Raw genomic sequence first — 22,375 nt, forward strand, 5'->3', positions numbered from 1 at the left:
TCCTGTAGTAAGGAGCTGTCCTAGCAATAATCACTTAGGTCATGCTCAAGTCAATGAATAAAAAAACAGTGGCTTGTTTTTCCTGTTTGTTTTTTCAGCACTCACATTCATGGAGCAAATGAGCTAGACTATACCCAATCAAGTTTAACTTTCAACCTGATTTTATTTGTTAAACGCATCCTATTGAGATTTTTAGCTTAGCACAGTAAATCATCGCAGCAAAATCCAATGCGTTCAAAAAGAAGAAGAGGTGTGTAAATGAGCAAACTGGTACTTTGGGGACATCATATTGATGATTATCGTGAGATGTTTGATTTAAGTGATGACGATCTGAAATCCAATATACTCGAATTCGGTTGTGGCCCCAGCGCTTTCAATACAGAGGTTCAGGCTTATACCAGTTCCTGCGTAAGCTGTGATCCCCTGTTTTCTTTGGATCTCTCCACGTTAAAAACCAAAACTTCCCTGGTATTTGAGGATATGATTGCACGTGTTAAACAGGATCACGACAAATACGATTTTGCTGATTATGGCGGTTTGGATGGTTTGGTTGAAAAAAGACGGCAGGGAATGGAGGCTTTTTTTTCAGACTATGAGAAAGGGAAGCATGACAAACGTTATCAGGGAATTCAACAGATCCATTTACCTTTTGACAGCTTTCATTTTGATTTGGCCCTGAGTTCCCATTATCTGTTTGCTGGACTGGACGATCAGGGTCTTGATTTTCATATTGAAGTAATTCAGGAGTTGACTCGAGTGGCTAAAGAGCTGAGAGTATTTCCTCTTATTGATCGCTTTGGTACTCCTTCACCGTTACTGGGCCCGGTGTTGTTAGTATTACAGCAGAAAAATTATGGTGTTGAATTACGCACAGTCGCCTATCATCTGCAGGAGAAGGGCAATGTAATGCTGCGTATCTATGCGCAGGAATGCGAATTATAAAGTTTGACAGAGCCACCGCAGAAGTGGCTCTGGCTGCTTAATGAGATAATCCATAACCGAACAGATCACAGTCTTCCGGTATATCAATGACACAGTCTGACAAATTGTCTATCAATTCGTCCTCGAATTCCTGCTCTCTTTCTTCAGGGGTAGGAGGGGTATAAATCAATTCATCGAGATTAGCCTCTTGCAGCAATTGGTCACATAACGCCATCCCATCCTTACTTGTCAGTCGAAATTTTGGATTATATCGGGTCAAGCCATAAATCAGAGTGTCCAGAAGGATTTTTGCAGTTTCTGACAAGTTCATTCGAGCGTACAGATCTTTAAATTTTTCTTCACGATTTCGCCGATATAGGCGTTTTGCGTCGCCACTAATGGAAATGAGATCGAGAAGTGTGTCCCCCCATAGCTCGGCGAGACAAAGACCTGCGGAATAATCATCACATTGCGAGGTTATATAACCATGCCTGTACACCTCGGGGGCAAGATAAAGAGGGGTTCCTTTATTTGTTTTACAATACGTCTGAGGATGTTTCAGTTCTTTGGCAAAAGCAAAATCGACCAATGTCGCCTTACCTTTGGACAGATCCAGTAAAATATTAGCAGGCTTAATATCACGATGTCCGTATTTTTTTTGCTGAACTGTATCGACCTGCATTAAAATTGACTTGGTTGCAAGGATCATCTGGCGCAGGGTAGGATTGATCTCACCGATTTTCATCTTATCAATCACACGAGAGAGCGGAATTCCCTTGGCTTTACTCATTACTAAAAAGGCCCATTGATTGCTGAACAATGGCGGTTTGCATTTTATTTCATCACCCAGACTGGCTCTCTGGGCTTCTTTTGTAATTTTTTTCCGGTCATCTTCAGTATAATGAAGTGCTTTAATGACATTTTCATTGTCACCTTCTTTTTTGAGGAACTTGAAATCCAGACGAGTTTTCACTTTACCCTCTGAATCATAAACTTTCGCGAAAGTGCCTGAGCCTATTTGATCCGAAAAAATATCAAGGGTGAACTCACCGGGATATTGTTTACTGGGTTTAGCGAGAAAGGCTTTTTTAACCAGAACAGGAATAGTGACCTGGTTTTCGCCTTCAGGAAGCAGGTTGCTATACAATGGAATATAGTGGACCCCCTGCCCAAACAACGGGTCGTTTGTAGAGGCGAGCAAAATTCTCATAAAAGGCTTGGACAGCGCGTCCAAATTAGCAGGATCAATCTCAATCATTAACAACTCCTTTTGTCAATTAACTGATAAACTAGGTAAGGCTGGTTCGTGCTGTGGCTTGACAAGAATCCAATATGTCAAAGGGCTGTACTACACTTGAATATCATAGCAATGATTTTTAAATAACAGCAATGGATGAGCAGTCATGATTTCATGGACGATGAAAGAATGTTAATCTAGGGAAACATTAATAGTGCAGACCAGATTCATCGCCATTAAGTTACGAAAATTTTGTCATTCCCGCGAAGGCGTTGTTGTGTAAATAGAACCAAGCAACTAACTTGTCGTCTTTGCGAACGAAGTGAAGCAATCCAGATCGAAACTTGAACAAAGTAAGGAGCTGGATTGCTTCGCTAAAGCTCGCAAAGACGGTTTTTTTGTGCACCTGTCTTCATTTACGCAACAAGACTTTCGCGGGGATGACAGTTCAATTTAAAGCGAGCTTAACTTAATAGCAGTGAGGCCAGATTAACCCCATTCAGGGTTCAGATCATTACACTGGTTAGCATCCAAAGCAGTTACCCTGATTTTCTGAAAGGAGAGGGAATGTACTCACTGATTCGTCCGTTATTGTTTTCTATGGATGCCGAAAAAGCGCATCGCATGACTTTGGCTCTACTTGATTCGCTGCCTGCTTTTTGTTTCAGACAAGCTCCTTCCTTACCTGTTGACGTTTTGGGGATGCGGTTTAATCATCCTGTAGGCTTGGCTGCCGGACTGGATAAAAATGCATCGCATCTTGATGGTTTGGCTAAACTGGGGTTTTCATTTGTCGAAGTAGGAACGGTTACACCGCGTCCGCAGGCAGGAATGCCAAAGCCGCGTCTTTTTCGTTTGCCCAATGCAGAGGCACTGATAAACCGCATGGGGTTTAATAATCGGGGAGTCGATGTATTAGTTAATAACATTCAGAAATCCTCTTACAGAGGGATCCTGGGTATCAATATTGGCAAAAATAAAGATACTCCAATGGATAAAGCGGTTAATGATTATCTGTTTTGCCTGAAAAGAATTTACACCTGCGCATCCTATATTACGATTAATATTTCTTCACCCAATACTCCTGATTTGCGCCTTTTCCATCAGGAAATGCTGCTTACTCAATTACTGACCAGTATTGTGGATGAGCAAAAAAGATTGTCAGATCAGCATCAGCGCTTTGTACCTCTGGTGATCAAACTGTCTCCGGATGAAAGCGATGAAGAGTTAAAGATTGTTGCCAATGTTGCCGCACAATGCGGGATATCCGGAATTATCGCAACAAACACCACCTGTACCCGGGTGGGTGTGGAGAATCTTCCGGAAAGCAAAGAGATGGGGGGGCTTAGCGGAAAACCGTTACAGGAGCGCTCAACACAATGCATTCGGGTTCTTAAAGAAGCCATTGGCAACCAGTTGATCATCATTGGCGCTGGCGGCATTCAATCTGTGGAAGCCGCTAAGGAAAAGCTCAATGCCGGGGCCTCTCTGCTACAAGTTTACACCGGGTTAATTTACAAAGGCCCTCAATTGATCTCTCAATTGGTTAAAGGATTAAAAAAAGATAAAAAGTAATGGGGCGGCTTTTGAATGCTCTTCTGCAGGTAAATTTGGTACTTCTTGCAAATGGCGTTACAATTTGCCCTTGTTTAAAGCTATTCAGTTTTATTTATGACCGAAAAATTGACCACTAGCACCAGTTCCCTTTACCGTCGCCTAATGAGAGACGTTAAACCATTCTGGCTAGTATTGTTACTTGGAATTGCCGCCAATATTATCTATTCGCTGGTTGACGCGGGTCTCACATATATGCTGCGTCCCTTTCTTGACAAAGGATTCATTGATATTGATATGAGCTTTGTCAAGAAGATTCCGCTGATTATTTTAGTCGGTATTACTGTACGTGGTCTGATGAGCTCTTTGGGCAGTTATTGCATGACCTGGGTAGCGCGCTCGGTAGTAAAGGCTTTACGGCAGAAAGTCTTTTCCCATATATTAAGGTTGCCTGCTGATTATTATGATGAAGCCACCTCCGGCCAGCTTTTATCAAAGATATTATATGACGTGGAGCAGGTAGCTCAGGTCAGCGCGGACGCCCTGACTGACTTTGTGCAGAATACCTGTCTGGTTATTGGTTTGCTGGCGGTGATGATGATTATCTGCTGGCAACTCTCCCTGATGTTTTTACTGACGATTCCTTTCGTTGGCATAATTGTTAATTTTACCAATAAGCGGGTTCGCCGAATCAGCCATAAGTTACAGAAAACGATGGGCCTGGTTACAGAAATTGCCGCTGAGGCAATTGATGGCTATGGCGTGGTACGCATTTTTGGCGGTGAAGACTATGAAACCAGAAAGTTTAATCGGGCAACGGAGCTCTCTCGTCAAAATGATATGAAGGTTGCTGTCACTAAAGCAATCAATGTTTTTGGAGTACAGTTTGTTATTGCCGTTGGAATTGCATTGATTATTCTGGCTGCCATTCAGCTTACTACCGTAATCACCATTTCTGCCGGGTCCTTCCTGGCAATTATTGCGGCCATGCTGCAACTGATAAAACCCATGAAAACCTTGACGACATTGAATGCCACTATTCAGCGGGGCCTCGCGGGTGCTGAAAGTGTGTTCTCCTTGCTGGACAAACCAATTGAATCGGATAAGGGTAAAACCTTATGCGCAGGAGCCAAGGGAAATATTGTTTTTGACAAGGTAAGTTATGCCTATCGTCAGGGTTCTCCTGTATTACATGAAATCAGTTTTACAATCAATGCGGGCGAGACCGTCGCTTTGGTAGGTCATTCGGGGAGTGGTAAATCGACTATTGCCAGTTTGCTGCCGCGTTTTTATGAAGTGAACCAGGGGCGTATTCTGCTGGACGGTGTGTCTTTGAAGGACATAAGCCTTGCCAGTCTCAGAAAACAGATTGCCCTGGTAAGTCAACAGGTTACCTTGTTTAATGACAGCCTTGCGAATAATATAGCTTATGGCTGTTTTGAGGCAACTGAGGCGCAAATTATTGAGGCTGCAAAAAAAGCCTATGCCGATGAATTTATTCGTTTATTGCCTGAAGGCTATAACACTCGGGTCGGTGAAAACGGTATCCTCTTATCGGGCGGCCAACGGCAGCGTCTTGCCATCGCTCGAGCCATTTTGAAAGACGCCCCTGTTCTGATTCTTGACGAGGCGACCTCCGCATTGGATAGTGAATCGGAAAGGGCTATTCAGGCAGCCTTAAATGAGGTGGTGAAGAATAGAACCACATTAATTATTGCCCATCGTTTATCAACCATACAACGAGCGCACAAGATTATCGTGATGCATCAGGGAAGAATAGTAGAGCAGGGTACTCACCAGCAGCTTTTGGCGAAAGAGGGCCACTATGCACAGCTTTACAATGCCCAGGGTCTTGGTGTAAACCATGAAGAGGAAATGCTAGTTTGATACAGTCCTGTTTGGAAAAAATGTGGTATGGTTCAAAACGATTCGGCTGGTTAATCTGGCCGCTTTCGCTTTTTTATCAGCTTGCGAGCATGCTGCAGCGATTCTATCTGCGGACATTTAAACAGCAGCATTTTGAAGTGCCTGTGATTGTAGTCGGTAATCTGAGCGTTGGCGGGGTCGGTAAAACGCCTTTGGTAGTAGCGCTGGTGAACGAATTCCAGAGCAAAGGATTGCGGGTAGGGGTAGTCAGCCGTGGTTATGGCGCATCAATAACTACTTTTCCGCATGAAGTTTCAACAGCTGATACAGCAAGTGAGGTCGGTGACGAGCCCTTGCTGCTCGCTTGTAAATTATCCTGCCCGGTAGTTATTGCACCAAAACGGGTAGAGGCCATTCGCTATTTACTGGAAAAATTCCAAACGGAAATTATTATCAGTGACGATGGCTTGCAGCATTATAGCATGGGAAGGGCAATTGAAATTGTAGTCATTGATGGTGTGAGGGGGCTTGGAAACGGTTTTTGTCTTCCGGCCGGTCCTTTGCGCGAAAGACCGTCTCGGCTTAAAACCGCTGATCTGGTGGTCGTTAATGGCGGTCATTGGCAGGAAGCGCACACGATGAGCATACACCCGGGGGCTATACAGCACCTGGCAAGCGGGCATACCGTTAACGCGGAATCTCTGGAAATGCCTGTAGCTGCTGTGGCGGGTATTGGACATCCGGCCCGCTTTTTTACTACTCTTAAAGAAGAGGGAATCATTTGCAGGCAATATTCTTTTCCAGATCACTTCCAGTACAATGCAAGCGATCTTTGTTTTTCGGAAAAAACCGTCATCATGACGGAAAAAGATGCGGTTAAGTGTAAATCGTTTGCTGAGGATAATTGGTATTTTTTACCGGTAGAAGCCAGATTAGCTCCCTCATTCTGGCAGGCTTTGTGGTCGAATCAACATTTGAAAGGTTATCAGAGATGAAGCGAGCTTCTTTATACATCCCGGGATTTTATCTGGCTTTAACCGGTCTTATTTATGCGGATACCCAACCGGCTGAGGTAAAGAGCGGCTCCAATGCGGAATTAATCGCGACTGCTGAAGTGCCGGTCAGCAAACCGGTCCCATCCCTTGATGCTTTACAGGCCAATTGGACTTTTGCCGGTATTGTGGTTAACGAGAATGACGAGCGGTATCAATATTACCTCGAAATACAGCGTAACGATAAAGAACTGCATGCTTTTGCAACATTGATAAATGGCACAACCAAGGAAGTAGTGCTTTATGAGGAAAGTGATGGCCAGGTCGATGCGGCTGATAAAGCCTCACTGAAAGCCGGCAGAGTCTTTCTCCATTATTATCCCATTAACGACAGCTGGATTTTTGGTGTAAAAAGCAAGGAAAATAAAGGATTTAATTTTAAAGTGGATATGCTGGGTTTAGCCGAGACTTCTTCAGCAAAGCAGCAAAAACTTCAAAGCGGGGTGGAATTGCAGATTAGTCAAACTGGTCATTTGAATGGTCATTTACAAACAGGAAGCGGTAACAAAGAAGAGTTTGTGACTGCGTCCAAAGCCTGGTTTCGGCAAGTCTGGGCTGATTCTTCAGAGGCAAGCAAGCCTTTGTTCATGGGGGTTTTGTGCCAGTTTAACGATGGAAGTGCCTTTTACTCAGTTAACTTGAAAGAGCCTGATGCGATGAAGGCGGCTGTAGCTGGCTGGCGAAATGATCAGGGAGAAGCGGTTAATATGACGCAATCGGTGACCGTTAAAGAGGAAAAGCAAGGCAGTTGGCAAATTCAAATCTCATCTCCGAAAGTGAAGCTCTCTCTGGAGGATATGCTATTCGATAAAACTGTCAATCACCGTATAATCCTGGGCCTAACCAATGGGATGCGTCCGGGGTTTTGTGCAATTAGTAAAAATGACTTGAGTCAGGTCAGTGTCGATAAGACAGTGAGCTGAGCGGTTCGACTATCTATTTCGCTTTTTTCTCCGGCAAAAAATAAACCAGACAACTCGCAACTAATAAATTCACTGGCAAAACGGCCAGGGCAATCTGATAAGCCTGAAGATTATAGTGATGTTCAGGACCGCCATACAAGTCTAGAAGAAACCCGGTAAGCAGCTGGAAAATCGGGGCAGTGAGCATGGCCAGTGTATTTGTAAATCCTGTGCTGGTTGACAGCGCCCCCTGGGGCGAAATTTCATTGGAGATCGTATAGGAAAGCATATAAGAACCACAGCTAATCCCGGTCATAAAAAACAAAACGCTCATCAACACCGGATCGTTATATGGGAAATAAAGCGTTACATAAAGCAAGATAGCCGTCAGAGTGCAAGAAACGAACATTAGCGGTTTTCTTTGTTTTAAACAGGCGTTCAAATATCCAAAAAGCGGGCAACTGATGGCTGCTCCTAAAAACAGCATGGAATCGATGACGCTGGCTTCCTTCAGACTGCATCCGAGTTTAGCCTGAATAAAGGGAATGGCCCACATTGCGCCAAAGACTGTGATTACCGTAAAGCCGAGGCCGGCGAAACAGCCGTTAGCCCATTGGGTTTTACAACGAATGATAATGTTCAGTGAATCAGCAATTGAATAATTGCCTGGTTGTACAGAGGTGGTTGCCGGAATAAAAAGCCAGGCGAAAAAGGCTATCAGACAGCCCACCAGGGCGGCTGAATTGATGAATTCACGCCATCCGAAATAGCTGACTAATATACCCAGCCCGATAATACCGAACATAGTGGCGACAAATCCCAGAGTTTCTGACAAGCCAATTAAAAAGCCAAACTGCCGCAATGAAAAATGCTGGCGCAAGAGATGTGACAAACCCACAAAGGCAAAAGCCGAGCCCATTCCAATAATGATCCGACCAAAAAATAGCAGATAAATATTCATTGAGTTGGCAAAAATAAAGCAACCGATACTGCATATCAAGGCGGTGGTGGTCAGAATGGTTTGCGTATTTCTGCGATCAAACAACATCCCGGCAGGAATTTGCAGGCTGGTGTAAATGTAATAGAAAGCACTGCTCAATAGGCTTGCGGTAAATGCTGAGATCAGCGTTTCCTGCATAATCGCACCTATGATGACGCCAGATGACAATTGCAGAAAAAATTGAAACAATACAAAGGAGACTCCTACCAGCCAAATGAGAAAGCGAGGAGAGTGTAGACTAGTTAATGACTTCATTCGTTATTATATTTATTAGAATTTCTGAATTGGGTTAGCTTTTATCCATTGGTTTATTTTTGGATAAAAACGTAAATTTTGACACAGCTTTATAAAAAAGGCGAGAAAAAGTCGGAATTTTTGCGAGTATTTATTAAAGTGTGTCATTCTTAAAGTCCTCTCTCCCTCGGGAGAGAGTTAGAGACACTGCCATTAAGTTAAGCTCAGTTGTATATAAACTGTCCTCCCCGCGAAGGCGGGGATCCATCTCTGAGCTCGCTATAATGCCAATTAAGGAATGGATTCCCGCCTTCGCGGGAAAGACAAAATTTCCTTAACTTAATGGCAGTGAGAGTTAGAGAGAGAGTTTAACAGAGAGCTGCACCATGTCTATTTAGTGTAATAAATAATCTGGTGCTAAGAGTTATTAGTTAATTTTGCTGGATGCACATGAATTTACGGGATTTGCACTATTTTATCGTTTTGGCAAAAACACAGCATTTTGGCGAGGCAGCCAGGCTTTGTCATATCAGTCAGCCTACTTTGAGTATGCAGCTTAAAAAATTGGAGGATGAGCTCGGCGTCCTGCTGTTTGAAAGGTCTAATAAGCAAGTGATTTTAACGGAGGCCGGTAGAAAAATCCTGGAAAAGGCTCAATGTGTCTTGCATGAAACCCGACAATTAAAGGAAATGGCCCAGTCATTGTCCGATCCCTTTTCGGGTGAACTGCGTCTTGGTGTGATTCCTACATTGGCTCCTTATCTGTTACCTTTGATAATGCCCGAGATTCAAAAACGTTTCCCCAGGCTTCGTGTCTGGTTAATTGAAGAACAGACACATCGTCTGACTTCCAAACTGGCACTGGGTGAGCTTGATGCGGCTATAATGGCAATGCCGGTGGAAGCAGATTTTGAACCGATTATCCTTTTCAAAGAACCTTTTTATTTCGCCTGCTCCAAGGAATACCAATTTTCTAAAGCAGCGCCTCTCGATCTGAATGATTTAACAGAGCAGACAGTGCTGCTGCTGGAAGAGGGACATTGCCTCAGAGAGCAGGCGATGGATATCTGTCGAACTGCAAGAGCCAACACAGGTGTGGACTTTACCGCAACCAGCCTTGAAACTTTGCGTTTAATGGTGCAAGCGGGTTTGGGGGTTACTTTATTGCCTGCTTTAGCTGTAAGAAATAATTCAGAACAGCTTGAAATATTTCCTTTCGCTGAACCTGCTCCATACCGAACTATTGCGCTTTTTCATCGCTCACAAAGCGTAAAACTTGACTGTTTGAAACAACTCGCCAGCTTGATTGAGGCGATAATTAATCCTTTAATGCGACCTGATTTATGAATCAATTAAATGATGCGGCAGAAGTTAAAAAATTATCTATTTATTTTGAAACCCGAGCCAAAACGACCCGAGCGGTCGAAGAACTCGATTTTTCATTATTGCCCGGGAAGACGCTTGCATTACTGGGTGAGTCTGGCTGCGGTAAATCAATCACTGCTTTGGGCCTGATGCGTTTACTCCCGGCAACGGCCCGATATGGCATGCAGAGTCAGATTTTAATCGACAATAAAGATATACTTGATTTACCTGAAAAGATAATCCGGGCTTTACGTGGGAAACGTCTGGCGATGATTTTTCAGGAACCGATGACCGCTTTAAATCCGGTGCTTCGTATTGACGCACAGTTGGCTGAAGCCGTTTGCCGTTATCAGAAGTTATCAGGCAGTGCCTTAAAACAACGTTTGATTGATTTACTGACAGAAGTTGAGATTGCAGAGCCAGAACTCCGTTTGCAGCAGTATCCACATCAACTGTCTGGAGGACAGAAGCAGCGTGTTGTTATCGCAATGGCCCTGGCGAATCAGCCCGACATCCTGATTGCTGATGAGCCGACAACCGCCCTGGATGTGACCATTCAGGCTCAAATCCTTAAGCTATTGAAAAAACTGCAGCAGCAACGGCAGATGAGCATGTTACTAATAACGCATGATTTGGGGGTGGTGAAAGCGGTCGCTGACCGGGTCTGTGTGATGTATGCCGGTCAATTAGTCGAGGCGGCAGAGGTTGAAGAATACTTCAGTCATTTGAAACATCCCTATTCCCAGCAATTAATGGCCTCTTTGCCCAGGTTTGAAAAACGATTTGGCCGCTTGCAAACTATACCAGGCGCTGTGCCCTCATTGGATAATTTACCAGAAGGTTGCTTGTTCCATCCTCGTTGCGCCTATGCCTTTGAACGTTGCCATAAAGAAACTCCGCTGATACAAGAGTCGGGCGAACATCTTATCCGTTGCCATCTTTATCCCGAATTAAAGCAGTTGCCTCCACTTAATGCCTCTCAGACCTTATGGAATATAGAGGAAAAGGAGACGCCAGTCTGTTTATCAGTGCGTGATCTCAAAGTCCACTTTAAAGTGGGAGGCGGGCTGTTTAAAAGAAATCAGCCTCTGATAAAGGCAGTCGATGGCTTATCACTGGATCTGCATAAGGGCAAAACATTGGCGTTAGTGGGTGAGTCTGGTTGTGGAAAAACAACCGTATGCCGCAGTATTTTAAAATTACAGCCTGTGACTTCTGGTGAAATTCGATTCAAAGAACAAGATATTCAGGCGATTAAAGGCAGGGATTTACGCGCTTATCGCAAGAAAGTGCAAATTGTATTTCAGGATCCTTTTTCTTCATTAAATCCGCGCTTAACAATTGGCGAAATAATAGCAGAAGGTATGATTGCCCAGCGAATATCCAAAGCCTTGATTCATCGCCGCCAACAGCAGTTACTGGAGCAGGTCAATCTGCCGCGCAATTGCCTAAGCCGTTATCCCCATCAATTTTCAGGTGGACAAAGACAGCGGATTTGTATCGCTCGCGCGCTGGCAACTGAACCTGAGATTTTAATATGTGACGAACCCACCAGTGCCCTGGATGTCTCCGTCCAGGCACAAATTCTGAATCTTCTTAAAGAATTGCAATATGAACTGGGAGTCTCTTATTTGTTTGTCACCCATAATATGTCAGTTGTCTCTTATATCGCTCATGAAGTTCTGGTGATGCGCAATGGCAATGCGGTGGAAAAAGGCAGTGTAGAGCAGATTATGAACTCGCCTCGGGAAGGCTATACAAAAAAACTATTGAACAGCGTATTGTCTGTTTAATTAAACCCGGTTGCATGGCAACCGGGCTACTGACTTATTTGGCAGTTAATAAACGTTTCACAAAGTCACTGACCTCATCCAGCGGAATCATACTAAGCTCTTCTTTATTCCGTGCCTTGTATTCTACAGACTGTTGCTCTAAATGGCGTTCGCTGATTACCAGACGGTGAGGAATACCTACTAAATCAGAGTCTGCAAATAATACACCTGGTCTTTCATTGCGGTCATCCAGCAATACTTCCACACCGAGCTCGATTAATTGGCTGTATAGCGTTTCAGCTGTAGCTCTCACGGTTTCAGAGCGTTGAGCATTAATCGGGATAATCACCAGTTGGAAAGGAGCGATGGCCAGGGGCCATAAAATTCCTCGTTCGTCATGGTGCTGCTCGATTGCTGCAGCGACTACGCGTGAGATACCCAAGCCGTAACAACCCATTTGCATGACCTGTAATTGGCCGTCTTCATTGATGACGGAAGCATTCATGGCGGCTGCGTATTTATCACCTAGCTGGAACACATGGCCGACTTCAATTCCGCGACAGGACATTAGTCTGCCTTTGCCATCCGGACTCAGATCACCTTCTTTAACGCTGCGTAAATCATAGGCATCCTGATACTGAGCATCTCTTCCCCAGCAGGCATGAGTATAATGTTTATGCTCAATGTTCGCGCCACATACAAAACGAGCCAAGGCCAGTGCATGATGATCCGCAATAACAGGAATGGATAAGCCCACAGGCCCCAGAGAGCCGACAGGCGCTCCCAGTGAGGATTTTACCATTTTATCGTCAGCCAGACGCAGCGGAGATTTCACCAGAGGATGTTTGGCAGCTTTAACCTCGTTCAACTCGTCATCACCGCGTAAGACCAGCGCAACCAGTGGATGCTCTTGCCCCTCTACAATCAGGGTTTTCACCATCTCAGCCGCTTGAATCTTTAAGTGGCTGGCGACTTCGTCGATAGTACGGAGATTCAAGGTATCAACCAGTTGAATATCATGAGCCAAATCAGGACTTGCTTTTGCAGGAATCACTGCGCTGGCCTGTTCGACGTTGGCGGCATAATCACTCTCGTTACTGTAAAAGATAATATCTTCTCCAGAATCAGCGAGTACCTGAAACTCATGCGAAGCGGAGCCGCCAATTGCTCCTGTGTCTGCCTCGACCGCGCGATAACGCAAGCCCAGGCGGTCAAAAATTCTGCAGTAAGTCTGATACATTGTATTATAAGTGGCTTGAAGACTTTCCTGGCTTAGATGGAAAGAATAGGCATCTTTCATTATGAATTCACGGGCCCGCATTACCCCAAAACGCGGCCTTATTTCGTCACGGAACTTGGTTTGGATCTGGTAAAAATTAACAGGCAATTGCTTGTAGGATTGCAACTCATTACGCATGATATCGGTAATGACTTCCTCATGCGTGGGTCCGAAGCAGTAGTGACGCTCGTTGCTGTCGGTCATGGTAAGTAACTGGCCGCCAAAAGTATCCCAGCGCCCGGTTTCCTGCCAGAGTTCGGCTGGTTGAACAGCGGGCATCAGAACTTCCATTGCCTGTGAGCGGTTCATTTCTTCTCTGACTATGTGCTCGACTTTTTGTAACACTTTTAGCCCCATAGGCAGCCAGGTGTAAAGTCCTGAACCCAGTTTTCTAATCATACCAGCACGAAGCATCAGTTGGTGTGACACAATTTCTGCGTCATTCGGTGTTTCGCGAAGAGTTGGTAAAAACCATTGTGAAGCCCGCATTGTTTTTCCTGTTTATTTTACGAATAAAGCTATTATAAGGAGCAGCAGGGAAAGTGCAATCGGTTTTGGGTAATAGGAAATCAGTGGAAGCAGTTAGTTAATGTATTAATGCTCTCATCTCGGCAAGGCGTTGTTACTAACTTGTCGTCTTTGCGAGCGTCAGCGAAGCAAGATCCAGATCGAACCTTGAACAAAGCTGGAAGTGGATTGCTTCGCTGACGATCGCAAAGACAGTTTTGTGCATTATTCTCATTTATGCAGCAAAGCTGTCCCGCATAGATGTAAATCCATTATTAATTACGAAGCTGTCATTAGAGGAGACAAATTGCACAGGCAAGTCGACGATTAATAGCGAAATTGGCTATCGTTTTTCTCAGTTTCCTTTTCATCGACCTCTGGCAGTCCTTTCTGCTCATTTTCTGACGGACTTTGATGCGGCAGGAAAGTGCTCTGAGATTTCTGATAGGCCGCGATCCCATCATAAAACATAAGCAATGCTTCCGCCAATTTACTGCGGTATCCTTTAAGGCGCGAGGGGTTTTGCTCTATTTCCTTGCGGGTGATGGGACATTTCTCAAGATGCTTTCCATTATGATATAATACCGAGCTATTAAAGATATATCCCGATTCAAGCACATAGGGCTCACTAAAAAGCTCTTGTTCCACAGGGCAAAATAAATCTTCCTCTAGTCGGTTTATTTGAAGCCATGTTGAAAATAAATCCTTCATGTCTTTGGCAATCCCGGATTCATAAGGAAAGGGCTGGTTTAAAGCGTTTTTGAACAGTTTTAGATCGGGAAGGGTTAGTTCCTGATACCTTTGAAATAGAGAGGGTTTGGTTTTGTCCCAGTAATTAATACTTCCTGTTGCCATGCGCAGTACGCTCATAGCTTTGTCAAGACCTTTCAGGGGTTCAACATACTTTTTGGGGCTCGGTATCGCTTTCTCATGCCAGTTAATATAAGGGCTTTGATGAATGTAGTTTGAGTTTGAAGAGGCTTGCTCCTCTGTTGGTAAAAGTAATCTATCTTTGACGATTTCCGGAAACTTCGTGAATATTTTATCCAGTAAAGAGGACAGCATTGTTTTTTCCTGACCGTCTTCGGTTTCTTTTTTTTCCAAGGTTTCTTTGTAATGCGGTTTAAAAGAAGGATCGCATTTCGTCTGTTCAATTAACTCGCTGGTTACAATGACCCATTCGTTATTACAGTAGGCATAGCGCTGGTGTTTGACTGGCTGATTTAATATTACGAAGGAGAGGGTAATCATACCAGGGGTGCGGCTCTCTCTGAGCAGCCAGGTTCCACTCCTGCGGTACTCAAGGAAACTGACAAATTCATTTAACACATTGCCCCTCGAGTTCGGAAGAGCCTTTTTAAAAACAGAAACCATATAATCATTTTCAGATAACACTTTGTGTTCTTTATCCTTGGTTAAGGCGGCTTGAATAATTGCTGTTGATTGCACGAATTACCTCTAAATCAATATTGTTTATAATTTGCGCGGATTTTATATTTTTTAAGATATTTTGTCAAAAAATAGCTTTTTTGAGAATGGATGAGGAGTGAATTTGAAGCCCCTCTCTTTAGCTCTCACTGCCATCAAGTTAAGGAAATTTTGTCATTCCCACGAAGGTGGGAATCTATTCCTCAATTGGTATTATAGCTAGCTCAGAGATGGATCCCCGCCTTCGCGGGGAGGACAGTTATATACAACTAAGCTTAACTTAATAGCATAGAGGATTTTAAGGACAGCAAGTTGATTAACACAGAATTGCAGGTTATTCGTCATCCCAGTTTAATGTACCGCCTGCCTGATATTCAATGACACGGGTTTCAAAGAAGTTTTTCTCTTTCTTGAGGTCCATCATTTCGCTCATCCAGGGGAAGGGATTTTCCGCGCCAGGATATTGCTCTGGCAAGCCAATCTGGCTTAAACGTCGATTGGCAATGAAGTGGAGATACTCTTCAAACATTTCGGCATTCATTCCCAAAATACCATGCGGCATGGTATCCCTGGCATATTGATACTCGAGTTCTACACCCTGACGAATCAATTGAATGATTTCTTCTTTAAAGGCGGGTGTCCATAAATGTGGATTTTCAATTTTGATTTGATTAATGACATCAATACCAAAATTCATGTGCATGGACTCATCACGCAAAATGTATTGGAACTGTTCGGAGGTTCCTACCATTTTATTTCGACGGCCCATTGACAGGATCTGGGTAAAGCCGACATAGAAGAAGATACCTTCAAAAACCACATAAAATGCGATCAGATCGCGCAGCAGGCGCTGATCATTTTCCGGCGTACCGGTATGGAAGTTCGGATCCCCCAGACTTTGGGTAAAGGGCAGGGCCCAGGCTGCTTTGGTCGCGACCGATGGAATTTCCCTATACATGTTGAAGACTGCCGCTTCATCCAATCCAAGGCTTTCAATGACATACTGATAAGCATGGGTATGCAGCGCTTCTTCAAAGGCCTGACGAAGCAGATACTGACGGCACTCGGGATTGGTAATATGCCGGTAAACCGCTAATACCAGATTATTGGCAACTAATGAATCGGCTGTTGAGAAGAATCCCAGATTGCGAAGCACAATCAGTCGCTCATCTTCGGTTAGCCCGTTAGGATCTTTCCATAAGGCCACATCGGCACTCATGTTAATTTCATTCGGCATCCAATGGTTGGCACAGCCGGTCAGGTATTTATCCCAGGCCCATTTGTACTTGAAAGGTACGAGCTGATTTAAATCAGCCCGACAGTTAATAATTTGTTTATCGTCAACATGAATGCGTCCTGCACCCATTTCCAGCGCTTCCAGGCCGGTTGCCCCCATATGAGATAATGGGGTGTTTAATGATTCTTGTAATTCTGGCATGGAGTTCTCCTTTATTGGCATGCTTCGCAATCGGGATCAAGGATAGAGCATACTTTCGGCTCATCAATCTTGACTGCATTAAGCGCACCGTCTGTAACTGTGGATTTTTCTGCGTTACTTGCCCCTAGGCTTCGCAGATAATAGGTGGTTTTCAAACCGCGTAACCAGGCGTGTTTATAGAGCTGATCCAGCTTTTTACCGGATGGTTTTGCCATATAAACGTTCAATGATTGCGCTTGATCAATCCATTTCTGACGTCGTGAACCGGCTTCAATTAACCACATTGGGTCAATTTCAAATGCGGTTGCATAACGGGATTTCAATTCCTCAGGGATTCTGCTGATGGGCTGAACACTGCCATTGTAATATTTCAGGTCATTGACCATTACCTCATCCCAGAGATTCAATGCTTTCAAATCGGCAACCAGATAAGGGTTAACCACGGTAAATTCGCCGGACAGATTCGATTTAACATAGAGGTTCTGATAGGTTGGCTCAATGGATTGCGAAACGCCGCAGATATTGGAAATAGTTGCTGTGGGAGCAATCGCCATCACATTGGAGTTACGCATGCCCTGAGTACGGACTTTCACACGCAAACCTTCCCAGTCCAGACGTTGTGAGCGATCCTGTTCCAGATATTTACTGCGAGCCTGCTGCAATAAGTTGATAGAATCAATCGGCAGAATGCCCTTGCTCCACAATGAGCCTTCATAAGTGGAGTAACTGCCGCGCTCTTTGGCCAGCTCGCAAGAGGCTTCAATAGCATAATAACTGATTAATTCCATAGATTCGTCAGCAAACTGGACGGCTTCCTGTGACGCATAATCCAGCTTCATTTCATAAAGCGCATCCTGAAAGCCCATTAAACCCATACCGACTGGGCGATGCTTTAAGTTGGAGTTTCGAGCCTGAGGCACGGAATAATAATTAATATCGATCACATTATCCAGCATACGAACAGCAGTCGTAATGGTTCGTTTTAATTTTTCACGATCGATTTTGCCGTTTTTAATGTGAGCTGGTAAATTAAGGCTGCCCAGATTACAAACCGCAATTTCCTCATTGGAGGTATTTAAAGTGATCTCCGTACACAAATTGGAGCTATGAACGACGCCCGCATGCTGTTGTGGTGAGCGAAGATTACAGACATCCTTAAATGTTAGCCAGGGGTGGCCAGTTTCAAATAACATGGAAAGCATTTTCCGCCATAGTTTAATCGCGGGGACAGTTTTGGCATTGTGAATTTCACCAAGACGCGCCTTGCTCTCATACTCTTTATAGGCTGATTCAAACGCCTGACCGTAGAGATCATGCAAGCCGGGTACTTCATCAGGAGAAAACAGGGTCCACTCGCCTTCTTCATGGACACGTTTCATGAATAAATCAGGAATCCACAGGGCAGTATTCATGTCATGAGTACGGCGGCGGTCGTCACCGGTATTTTTGCGAAGCTCAAGAAATTCCTCAACATCACGATGCCAGCATTCAAGATACGCACAGACAGCGCCTTTGCGTTTGCCGCCCTGATTCACTGCTACTGCGGTCGCGTCAGCCACATTCAGGAAGGGAACAACACCCTGTGATTTGCCATTAGTGCCTTTGATATGAGCACCCATTGCACGAACTGGTGTCCAGTCATTGCCCAGACCACCGGCAAATTTGGACAGTAAGGCATTGTCTTTGATTGCGCCATAAATGCCATCCAGATCATCAGGAACTGTTGTCAGATAGCAGCTCGATAATTGTGGACGGACTGTACCGGAATTAAACAGAGTAGGAGTTGAGGCCATATAATCGAATGAGGATAGCAATTGATAAAACTCAATGGCCTTGGCTTCACGATTGGCTTCACGAGTAGCAAGCCCCATCGCGACACGCATAAAAAAGGCTTGCGGTAATTCGTAGCGAATGCCTTTTTCATGAAGGAAGTAGCGATCATAAAGCGTTTGCAGGCTCAGATAGGTAAATTGCATATCGCGCTGCGGTAATAAGGCTTTTGCCAGTTTTTCCAGATCGAATTCACCCAGTTTATGATCCAGCAGGCCTTGTTTAATGCCTTGAGCAATATAGGCTTTGAAATAAGCAGGATAGAGGTTGCTCATTTCATCAAAAGTGGCCTCAGTCTGCATACCTAATTTAGACAGGGCTTCACTGCGCAGGCTGTCAAGCAGCAGACGTGCGCTGACATAAGTATAATTAGGCTCACGCTCAACCAGCGCACGGGCAGCCATAATCAGGGCCTTATGAACTTCTGTCAGTTTAGCCTGATTGTATAAGTTACGCAGAGCGTCTTTAATGACCGGCTCGGCCTGAACGTTGGAAAGATTTCGACAGGCTTCCTCGACAATAGTCTGCACACGCGACATATCAAGCGGTCTGCTTTCTCCATCCGGCATGACAATTAAAGGAACCTTGCTGTCTTTGGCCTGTTGCTGCAGCTTGGCTTCACGCGCTTCCCGGTGTTTCTCGCGGTATACCACATAGGCTCTCGCCACTTTGTGATGGCTGCTGCGCATTAAGGCTAACTCAACCTGATCCTGGATGTCTTCAATATGAAGGGTTCCGCCAGTGGGCATGCGTCGCTTAAAGGCTTGAGTAACCTGATTAGTCAGTTCTTCAATTTGCTCCCGGATACGATCGGAGGTTGCAGCGGCAGCGCCTTCTTCTGCAAGAAAGGCTTTGGTAAGGGCAATTCTGATTTTACTCGCGTCATAATCAACCACTTTCCCATTGCGTTTAATGGTTTTAATCGCACCAGGGGCGTTGGCGGTCAATTCCAGTTGACTTATGTACGGCACATCTTTTACCGGCTCAAGAAGTTCTGACATATTAGCTCCAGAATTATTGTGTTTTTATTTTTCAGAGCAGAATATTCTAACATACTCAATTTCATACTCAAGTTAAAAACCCAATATATTGTGTTGGTGCTAATTAAATTTTAGTACATATAGTGTTTATCTGCAAGTTATCCCCAGAATTCACAAGAGAACAAAGCCTGAAGTTTATTAGGGTTTTGGAGGATATTTACATTTTATCCACAGGGTTATAAACAGCGTGGATCTGCTGCTTTTACCAATGCTAAAGCGGCACTGACGAAGTATTGTGATGCGCTATACTCGGTCAGGATTTCTTTTTAACAATCACTGCATCAGAAACATTGGAGAAGCCATGAACATTCAGGCGGAAGGCATCAATTTGCGCATGCAGCTGGCTGGAACTTCCGCCATCGAGATTCAGTGCATTCAGGCAATTCAGCGGGGGTGCTTTCATGATTTGCGCAAGCTCAATGGTAGACAGCGCGGCATTGTCGGTGACCAGTATAATAACTTCTCCATCACGGGTAATGCCTAAGGCGCTGCGTTCCGCCCGTCCCGGCTTTAGCGGAGGGATTTGACCATTAATTAAGAGGCGAGGCCCGCTTTGAACTGCAAATTCTATCTGACTGTCTCGTTTGAACTGACGCACATTGGTGATGTAGGGTTTATCGTTTCTGATATAAAAGATTCCCCACCAGCTGATTTGCTTCAGAGGGCTTTTTAACTGTCTGTTTTTTATCCGAAGACCCAGAGGCTTAAAGTCCTGATCAAAAAAGCCGCCGTTAATAGTGATTAAGGCATTACTATGCTGTGCATATTCGTCAGCTGACGCGTATTTGACTGCCATATCTTTGGCAAAGACTAAAGAAAGTTGATTATACTTTAAATTGATTTTGAAGGCGTACACATGAGCCCAGGGCGTTAAATAACTTTCTTTAAGCTCCTGATACTCAACGCCCGATGTTAGTTTATGCCAGTTATTGGAAGCAAGAGCATAATTAAGCAGTAAGGCCAATAATGAAACGGTGAGCAGGGATTTCCAGATCCGCGTCAGCCATTTTCTGTTTACAATGGTTTGACTGGGCATAGTAATCTTGTATCCTTGTGAGCAAAAATATTTTTCAGCAGTGGAAACCGCCATGCAAATAACAACGCAAAATAGCAATGAATTACAACAAAAGTCAATCGAGAAGTTATCGGAGTTGATGAAAGATGTCCTGGATCGCGCAAAAGCCCTGGGCGCTTCTGATGCTTCGGTTGCTGTCAATCACGATAACGGATTCTCGGTCGATGTGCGGATGGGGGAAGTTGAAACCGTCGCTTTCAATGATGACAAAGGGGTGAGCCTGGTCGTTTATTTCGGGCATCGGAAAGGAAGCGCAAGCAGCACCGATACCTCGCCTGAAGCACTTGATTCACTGGTGGCTGCAGCTTGTGAAATCGCTAAAGTCAGTGCGGCTGATCCCTGTTTTGGACTGCCTGACAGCGAGTTGATGACTAATCAGTATGCCAACCTCGAGCTCCATCATCCCTGGTCAATAACGCCTGCTCAGGCTATTGAAATGGCATTAGCCTGCGAATCCCACGCCTTAGCTCTGGATAAGCGCATCAGTAACTCAGATGGCGTCAATCTCTCCACCTATGAATTCTGTCATGGTTTTGCCAATTCTCACGGCGGAGAAGGATTTTTGGTTGGAACCCGGCATGGATTAAGCTGCTCTTTGATTGCTCAGGAAAATGAAGCCATGCAAAGGGATTATGATTATACAACGGCCCGGCATGCTGGCGATCTTGCAGATCTCAGATATTTGGCTGCTAATACAGTGGAGAGAACTATCAGCAGACTGGGTGCGAAGAAAATCAGTACGCAGCGAGTACCAGTCCTGTTTTCCTCCCGTATTTCCAGCGGGCTGTTATCCAGTTTTATTAATGCAATCAGCGGTTCAAATCTTTATCGGAAAAATTCATTTTTAATGGACTCGATTGATCAGCAGGTTTTTCCCAAAGGATTTAAAATTTACGAACAACCTCATCTCTTGCGTGCTCTGGGCAGTTCTCCTTTTGATAGTGAAGGCGTTCCTACCCGCGATAACGTGTTTGTTGAGGATGGACGGGTTAAACAGTATGCACTGAGTACCTACTCAGCTCGCCGAATGGGCCTTAAAACATCGGCTAATGCCGGCGGCGTCCATAATCTGACGCTTGACTCCACTGCAGGTAATTTACAGCAGCTGATTAAGCAAATGGATAAGGGATTATTAGTCACAGAGCTGATGGGGCAGGGAGTTAATGGGCTAACTGGCGATTATTCCCGCGGAGCCAGCGGTTTCTGGATTGAAAATGGAGAAATTCAATTCCCAGTCGAAGAAGTAACCATTGCAGGCAACCTCAAGGATATGTTTTTAAACATCGCGGCAGTAGGCAGTGACATGAATCCGAATATTGCCACACGTTGTGGATCGATTTTAATTGAGAATATGATGGTTGCTGGAAAGTAGAAGATATTCTAAGCACCCTCTCTCTAGCTCTCTCCCTGAGGGAGAGAGGATTTAAGGAAGGTTTCCTTTTAATAGAAATCCCCTCTCCCAAGTTGGGAGAGGGCTAGGGTGAGGGTTGATATTAAGCCCCCACTCTCTAACTCTCTCCCTGAGGGAGAGAGGATTTAAGGCAGGTTTTTAAGAAGAAGGGAGTTACCTGGAGAAGCGAATCTGCTTTTCTAATTTTTATCGCGAAAAATGATACGGCCTTTGGTCAAATCATATGGAGTTAACTCAACCTTTACCTTGTCGCCGGTCAGGATACGGATATAGTTTTTTCGCATGCGTCCGGAAATATGAGCCGTAACGATATGCCCGTTTTCCAACTCCACTCGGAACATGGTGTTAGGCAATGTATCAATAACTGTGCCTTGCATTTCAATATGATCTTCTTTTGCCATAGGTCTCTCAAAATTGCTTCAAACAAATAAAAGCAAGATAGTGCACTAAAATAAAAAAAATGG

At 44.5% G+C, this 22,375-nt stretch carries 16 protein-coding genes; 8 read left to right on the forward strand and 8 right to left on the reverse strand.

All coding sequences use genetic code 11. The annotated features are described in order from the left end of the window. Positions 1-258: 258 nt before the first annotated feature. Positions 259-942 carry a hypothetical protein gene (locus LXA66_RS13755; RefSeq protein ID WP_233013616.1) on the forward strand — a complete coding sequence of 228 codons (684 nt, stop codon included), beginning with the start codon at positions 259-261 and terminating at the stop codon, positions 940-942. Positions 943-979: 37 nt separating this feature from the next. Here LXA66_RS13755 and LXA66_RS13760 read toward each other — a convergent pair whose 3' ends face one another. Continuing rightward, on the reverse strand, positions 980-2,179 hold the full coding sequence (locus LXA66_RS13760) for a protein kinase (RefSeq protein ID WP_233013617.1): 1,200 nt from the start codon (positions 2,177-2,179) through the stop codon (positions 980-982). A 546-nt stretch (positions 2,180-2,725) separates the two neighbouring features. Between LXA66_RS13760 and LXA66_RS13765 the strand changes: the two genes are divergently transcribed. The 4 genes from LXA66_RS13765 to LXA66_RS13780 all read left to right on the forward strand — a co-directional run bounded on the left by LXA66_RS13765 (position 2,726) and on the right by LXA66_RS13780 (position 7,553). Further along, on the forward strand, positions 2,726-3,733 hold the full coding sequence (locus tag LXA66_RS13765; RefSeq protein WP_233013618.1) for a quinone-dependent dihydroorotate dehydrogenase: 1,008 nt from the start codon (positions 2,726-2,728) through the stop codon (positions 3,731-3,733). A gap of 96 nt (positions 3,734-3,829) precedes the next feature. Then, positions 3,830-5,599 (forward strand): lipid A export permease/ATP-binding protein MsbA, encoded by a 1,770-nt coding sequence (gene msbA, locus LXA66_RS13770; protein WP_233013619.1) that lies wholly within the window; start codon positions 3,830-3,832, stop codon positions 5,597-5,599. Between the two features lie 20 nt (positions 5,600-5,619). After that, on the forward strand, positions 5,620-6,573 hold the full coding sequence (lpxK, locus tag LXA66_RS13775) for a tetraacyldisaccharide 4'-kinase (protein ID WP_233013620.1): 954 nt from the start codon (positions 5,620-5,622) through the stop codon (positions 6,571-6,573). Further along, positions 6,570-7,553, forward strand: coding sequence for a hypothetical protein (locus tag LXA66_RS13780; RefSeq protein ID WP_233013621.1), 984 nt, complete (start codon positions 6,570-6,572; stop codon positions 7,551-7,553). Before lpxK ends, LXA66_RS13780 begins: the two co-directional genes overlap by 4 nt. Positions 7,554-7,566: 13 nt before the next feature. Here the strand turns inward: LXA66_RS13780 and LXA66_RS13785 are convergent, their stop codons facing one another. Further along, positions 7,567-8,721, reverse strand: a complete 1,155-nt coding sequence (locus LXA66_RS13785) for an MFS transporter (RefSeq protein ID WP_255665373.1) — start codon at positions 8,719-8,721, stop codon at positions 7,567-7,569. A gap of 495 nt (positions 8,722-9,216) precedes the next feature. On the opposite strand from LXA66_RS13785, the gene LXA66_RS13790 reads away from it, so the two are divergent. Together LXA66_RS13790 and LXA66_RS13795 are read left to right on the forward strand one after the other, a co-directional pair. Then, positions 9,217-10,113 (forward strand): LysR substrate-binding domain-containing protein, encoded by an 897-nt coding sequence (locus LXA66_RS13790; RefSeq protein WP_233013622.1) that lies wholly within the window; start codon positions 9,217-9,219, stop codon positions 10,111-10,113. Further along, positions 10,110-11,924, forward strand: coding sequence for a dipeptide ABC transporter ATP-binding protein (locus LXA66_RS13795; protein WP_233013623.1), 1,815 nt, complete (start codon positions 10,110-10,112; stop codon positions 11,922-11,924). Before LXA66_RS13790 ends, LXA66_RS13795 begins: the two co-directional genes overlap by 4 nt. A gap of 34 nt (positions 11,925-11,958) precedes the next feature. On the opposite strand, the gene LXA66_RS13800 is transcribed toward LXA66_RS13795, so the two are convergent. The 5 genes from LXA66_RS13800 to LXA66_RS13820 form a co-directional block, all read right to left on the reverse strand. Next, positions 11,959-13,671: a proline--tRNA ligase gene (locus LXA66_RS13800; protein WP_233013624.1), complete on the reverse strand. Its 1,713-nt coding sequence runs from the start codon at positions 13,669-13,671 to the stop codon at positions 11,959-11,961. Between the two features lie 345 nt (positions 13,672-14,016). Continuing rightward, positions 14,017-15,138, reverse strand: a complete 1,122-nt coding sequence (locus tag LXA66_RS13805) for a hypothetical protein (RefSeq protein WP_233013625.1) — start codon at positions 15,136-15,138, stop codon at positions 14,017-14,019. A 313-nt stretch (positions 15,139-15,451) separates the two neighbouring features. Beyond that, positions 15,452-16,555: a ribonucleotide-diphosphate reductase subunit beta gene (locus tag LXA66_RS13810; RefSeq protein ID WP_112218264.1), complete on the reverse strand. Its 1,104-nt coding sequence runs from the start codon at positions 16,553-16,555 to the stop codon at positions 15,452-15,454. 11 nt (positions 16,556-16,566) lie between these two features. Continuing rightward, entirely contained in the window at positions 16,567-19,386 is a 2,820-nt protein-coding gene (locus LXA66_RS13815; RefSeq protein WP_233013626.1) for a ribonucleoside-diphosphate reductase subunit alpha, read from the reverse strand. 292 nt (positions 19,387-19,678) lie between these two features. Beyond that, positions 19,679-20,461: a phosphodiester glycosidase family protein gene (locus LXA66_RS13820; protein WP_112218262.1), complete on the reverse strand. Its 783-nt coding sequence runs from the start codon at positions 20,459-20,461 to the stop codon at positions 19,679-19,681. 52 nt (positions 20,462-20,513) lie between these two features. Here LXA66_RS13820 and pmbA point away from each other — a divergent pair, with 52 nt between their 5' ends. Next, complete coding sequence (gene pmbA, locus LXA66_RS13825; protein WP_233013627.1) at positions 20,514-21,872, forward strand: metalloprotease PmbA; 1,359 nt, start codon at positions 20,514-20,516, stop codon at positions 21,870-21,872. 218 nt (positions 21,873-22,090) lie between these two features. On the opposite strand, the gene infA is transcribed toward pmbA, so the two are convergent. Beyond that, positions 22,091-22,312, reverse strand: a complete 222-nt coding sequence (infA, locus tag LXA66_RS13830) for a translation initiation factor IF-1 (RefSeq protein ID WP_025386155.1) — start codon at positions 22,310-22,312, stop codon at positions 22,091-22,093. Positions 22,313-22,375 lie beyond the last annotated feature (63 nt).

It is taken from the genome of Legionella sp. 16cNR16C, assembly GCF_021297775.1.
Lineage (GTDB): Bacteria > Pseudomonadota > Gammaproteobacteria > Legionellales > Legionellaceae > Legionella_C > Legionella_C quinlivanii_A.

Excerpts from the sequence above, each read along its gene's own strand:
- LXA66_RS13755 (WP_233013616.1), top strand. The coding sequence starts at position 259 with ATGAGCAAACTGGTACTTTGGGGACATCATATTGATGATTATCGTGAG.
- LXA66_RS13760 (WP_233013617.1), bottom strand. The coding sequence starts at position 2,179 with ATGATTGAGATTGATCCTGCTAATTTGGACGCGCTGTCCAAGCCTTTT.
- LXA66_RS13765 (WP_233013618.1), top strand. The coding sequence starts at position 2,726 with ATGTACTCACTGATTCGTCCGTTATTGTTTTCTATGGATGCCGAAAAA.
- msbA (WP_233013619.1), top strand. The coding sequence starts at position 3,830 with ATGACCGAAAAATTGACCACTAGCACCAGTTCCCTTTACCGTCGCCTA.
- lpxK (WP_233013620.1), top strand. The coding sequence starts at position 5,620 with ATGTGGTATGGTTCAAAACGATTCGGCTGGTTAATCTGGCCGCTTTCG.
- LXA66_RS13780 (WP_233013621.1), top strand. The coding sequence starts at position 6,570 with ATGAAGCGAGCTTCTTTATACATCCCGGGATTTTATCTGGCTTTAACC.
- LXA66_RS13790 (WP_233013622.1), top strand. The coding sequence starts at position 9,217 with ATGAATTTACGGGATTTGCACTATTTTATCGTTTTGGCAAAAACACAG.
- LXA66_RS13795 (WP_233013623.1), top strand. The coding sequence starts at position 10,110 with ATGAATCAATTAAATGATGCGGCAGAAGTTAAAAAATTATCTATTTAT.
- LXA66_RS13800 (WP_233013624.1), bottom strand. The coding sequence starts at position 13,671 with ATGCGGGCTTCACAATGGTTTTTACCAACTCTTCGCGAAACACCGAAT.
- LXA66_RS13810 (WP_112218264.1), bottom strand. The coding sequence starts at position 16,555 with ATGCCAGAATTACAAGAATCATTAAACACCCCATTATCTCATATGGGG.
- LXA66_RS13815 (WP_233013626.1), bottom strand. The coding sequence starts at position 19,386 with ATGTCAGAACTTCTTGAGCCGGTAAAAGATGTGCCGTACATAAGTCAA.
- LXA66_RS13820 (WP_112218262.1), bottom strand. The coding sequence starts at position 20,461 with ATGCCCAGTCAAACCATTGTAAACAGAAAATGGCTGACGCGGATCTGG.
- pmbA (WP_233013627.1), top strand. The coding sequence starts at position 20,514 with ATGCAAATAACAACGCAAAATAGCAATGAATTACAACAAAAGTCAATC.
- infA (WP_025386155.1), bottom strand. The coding sequence starts at position 22,312 with ATGGCAAAAGAAGATCATATTGAAATGCAAGGCACAGTTATTGATACA.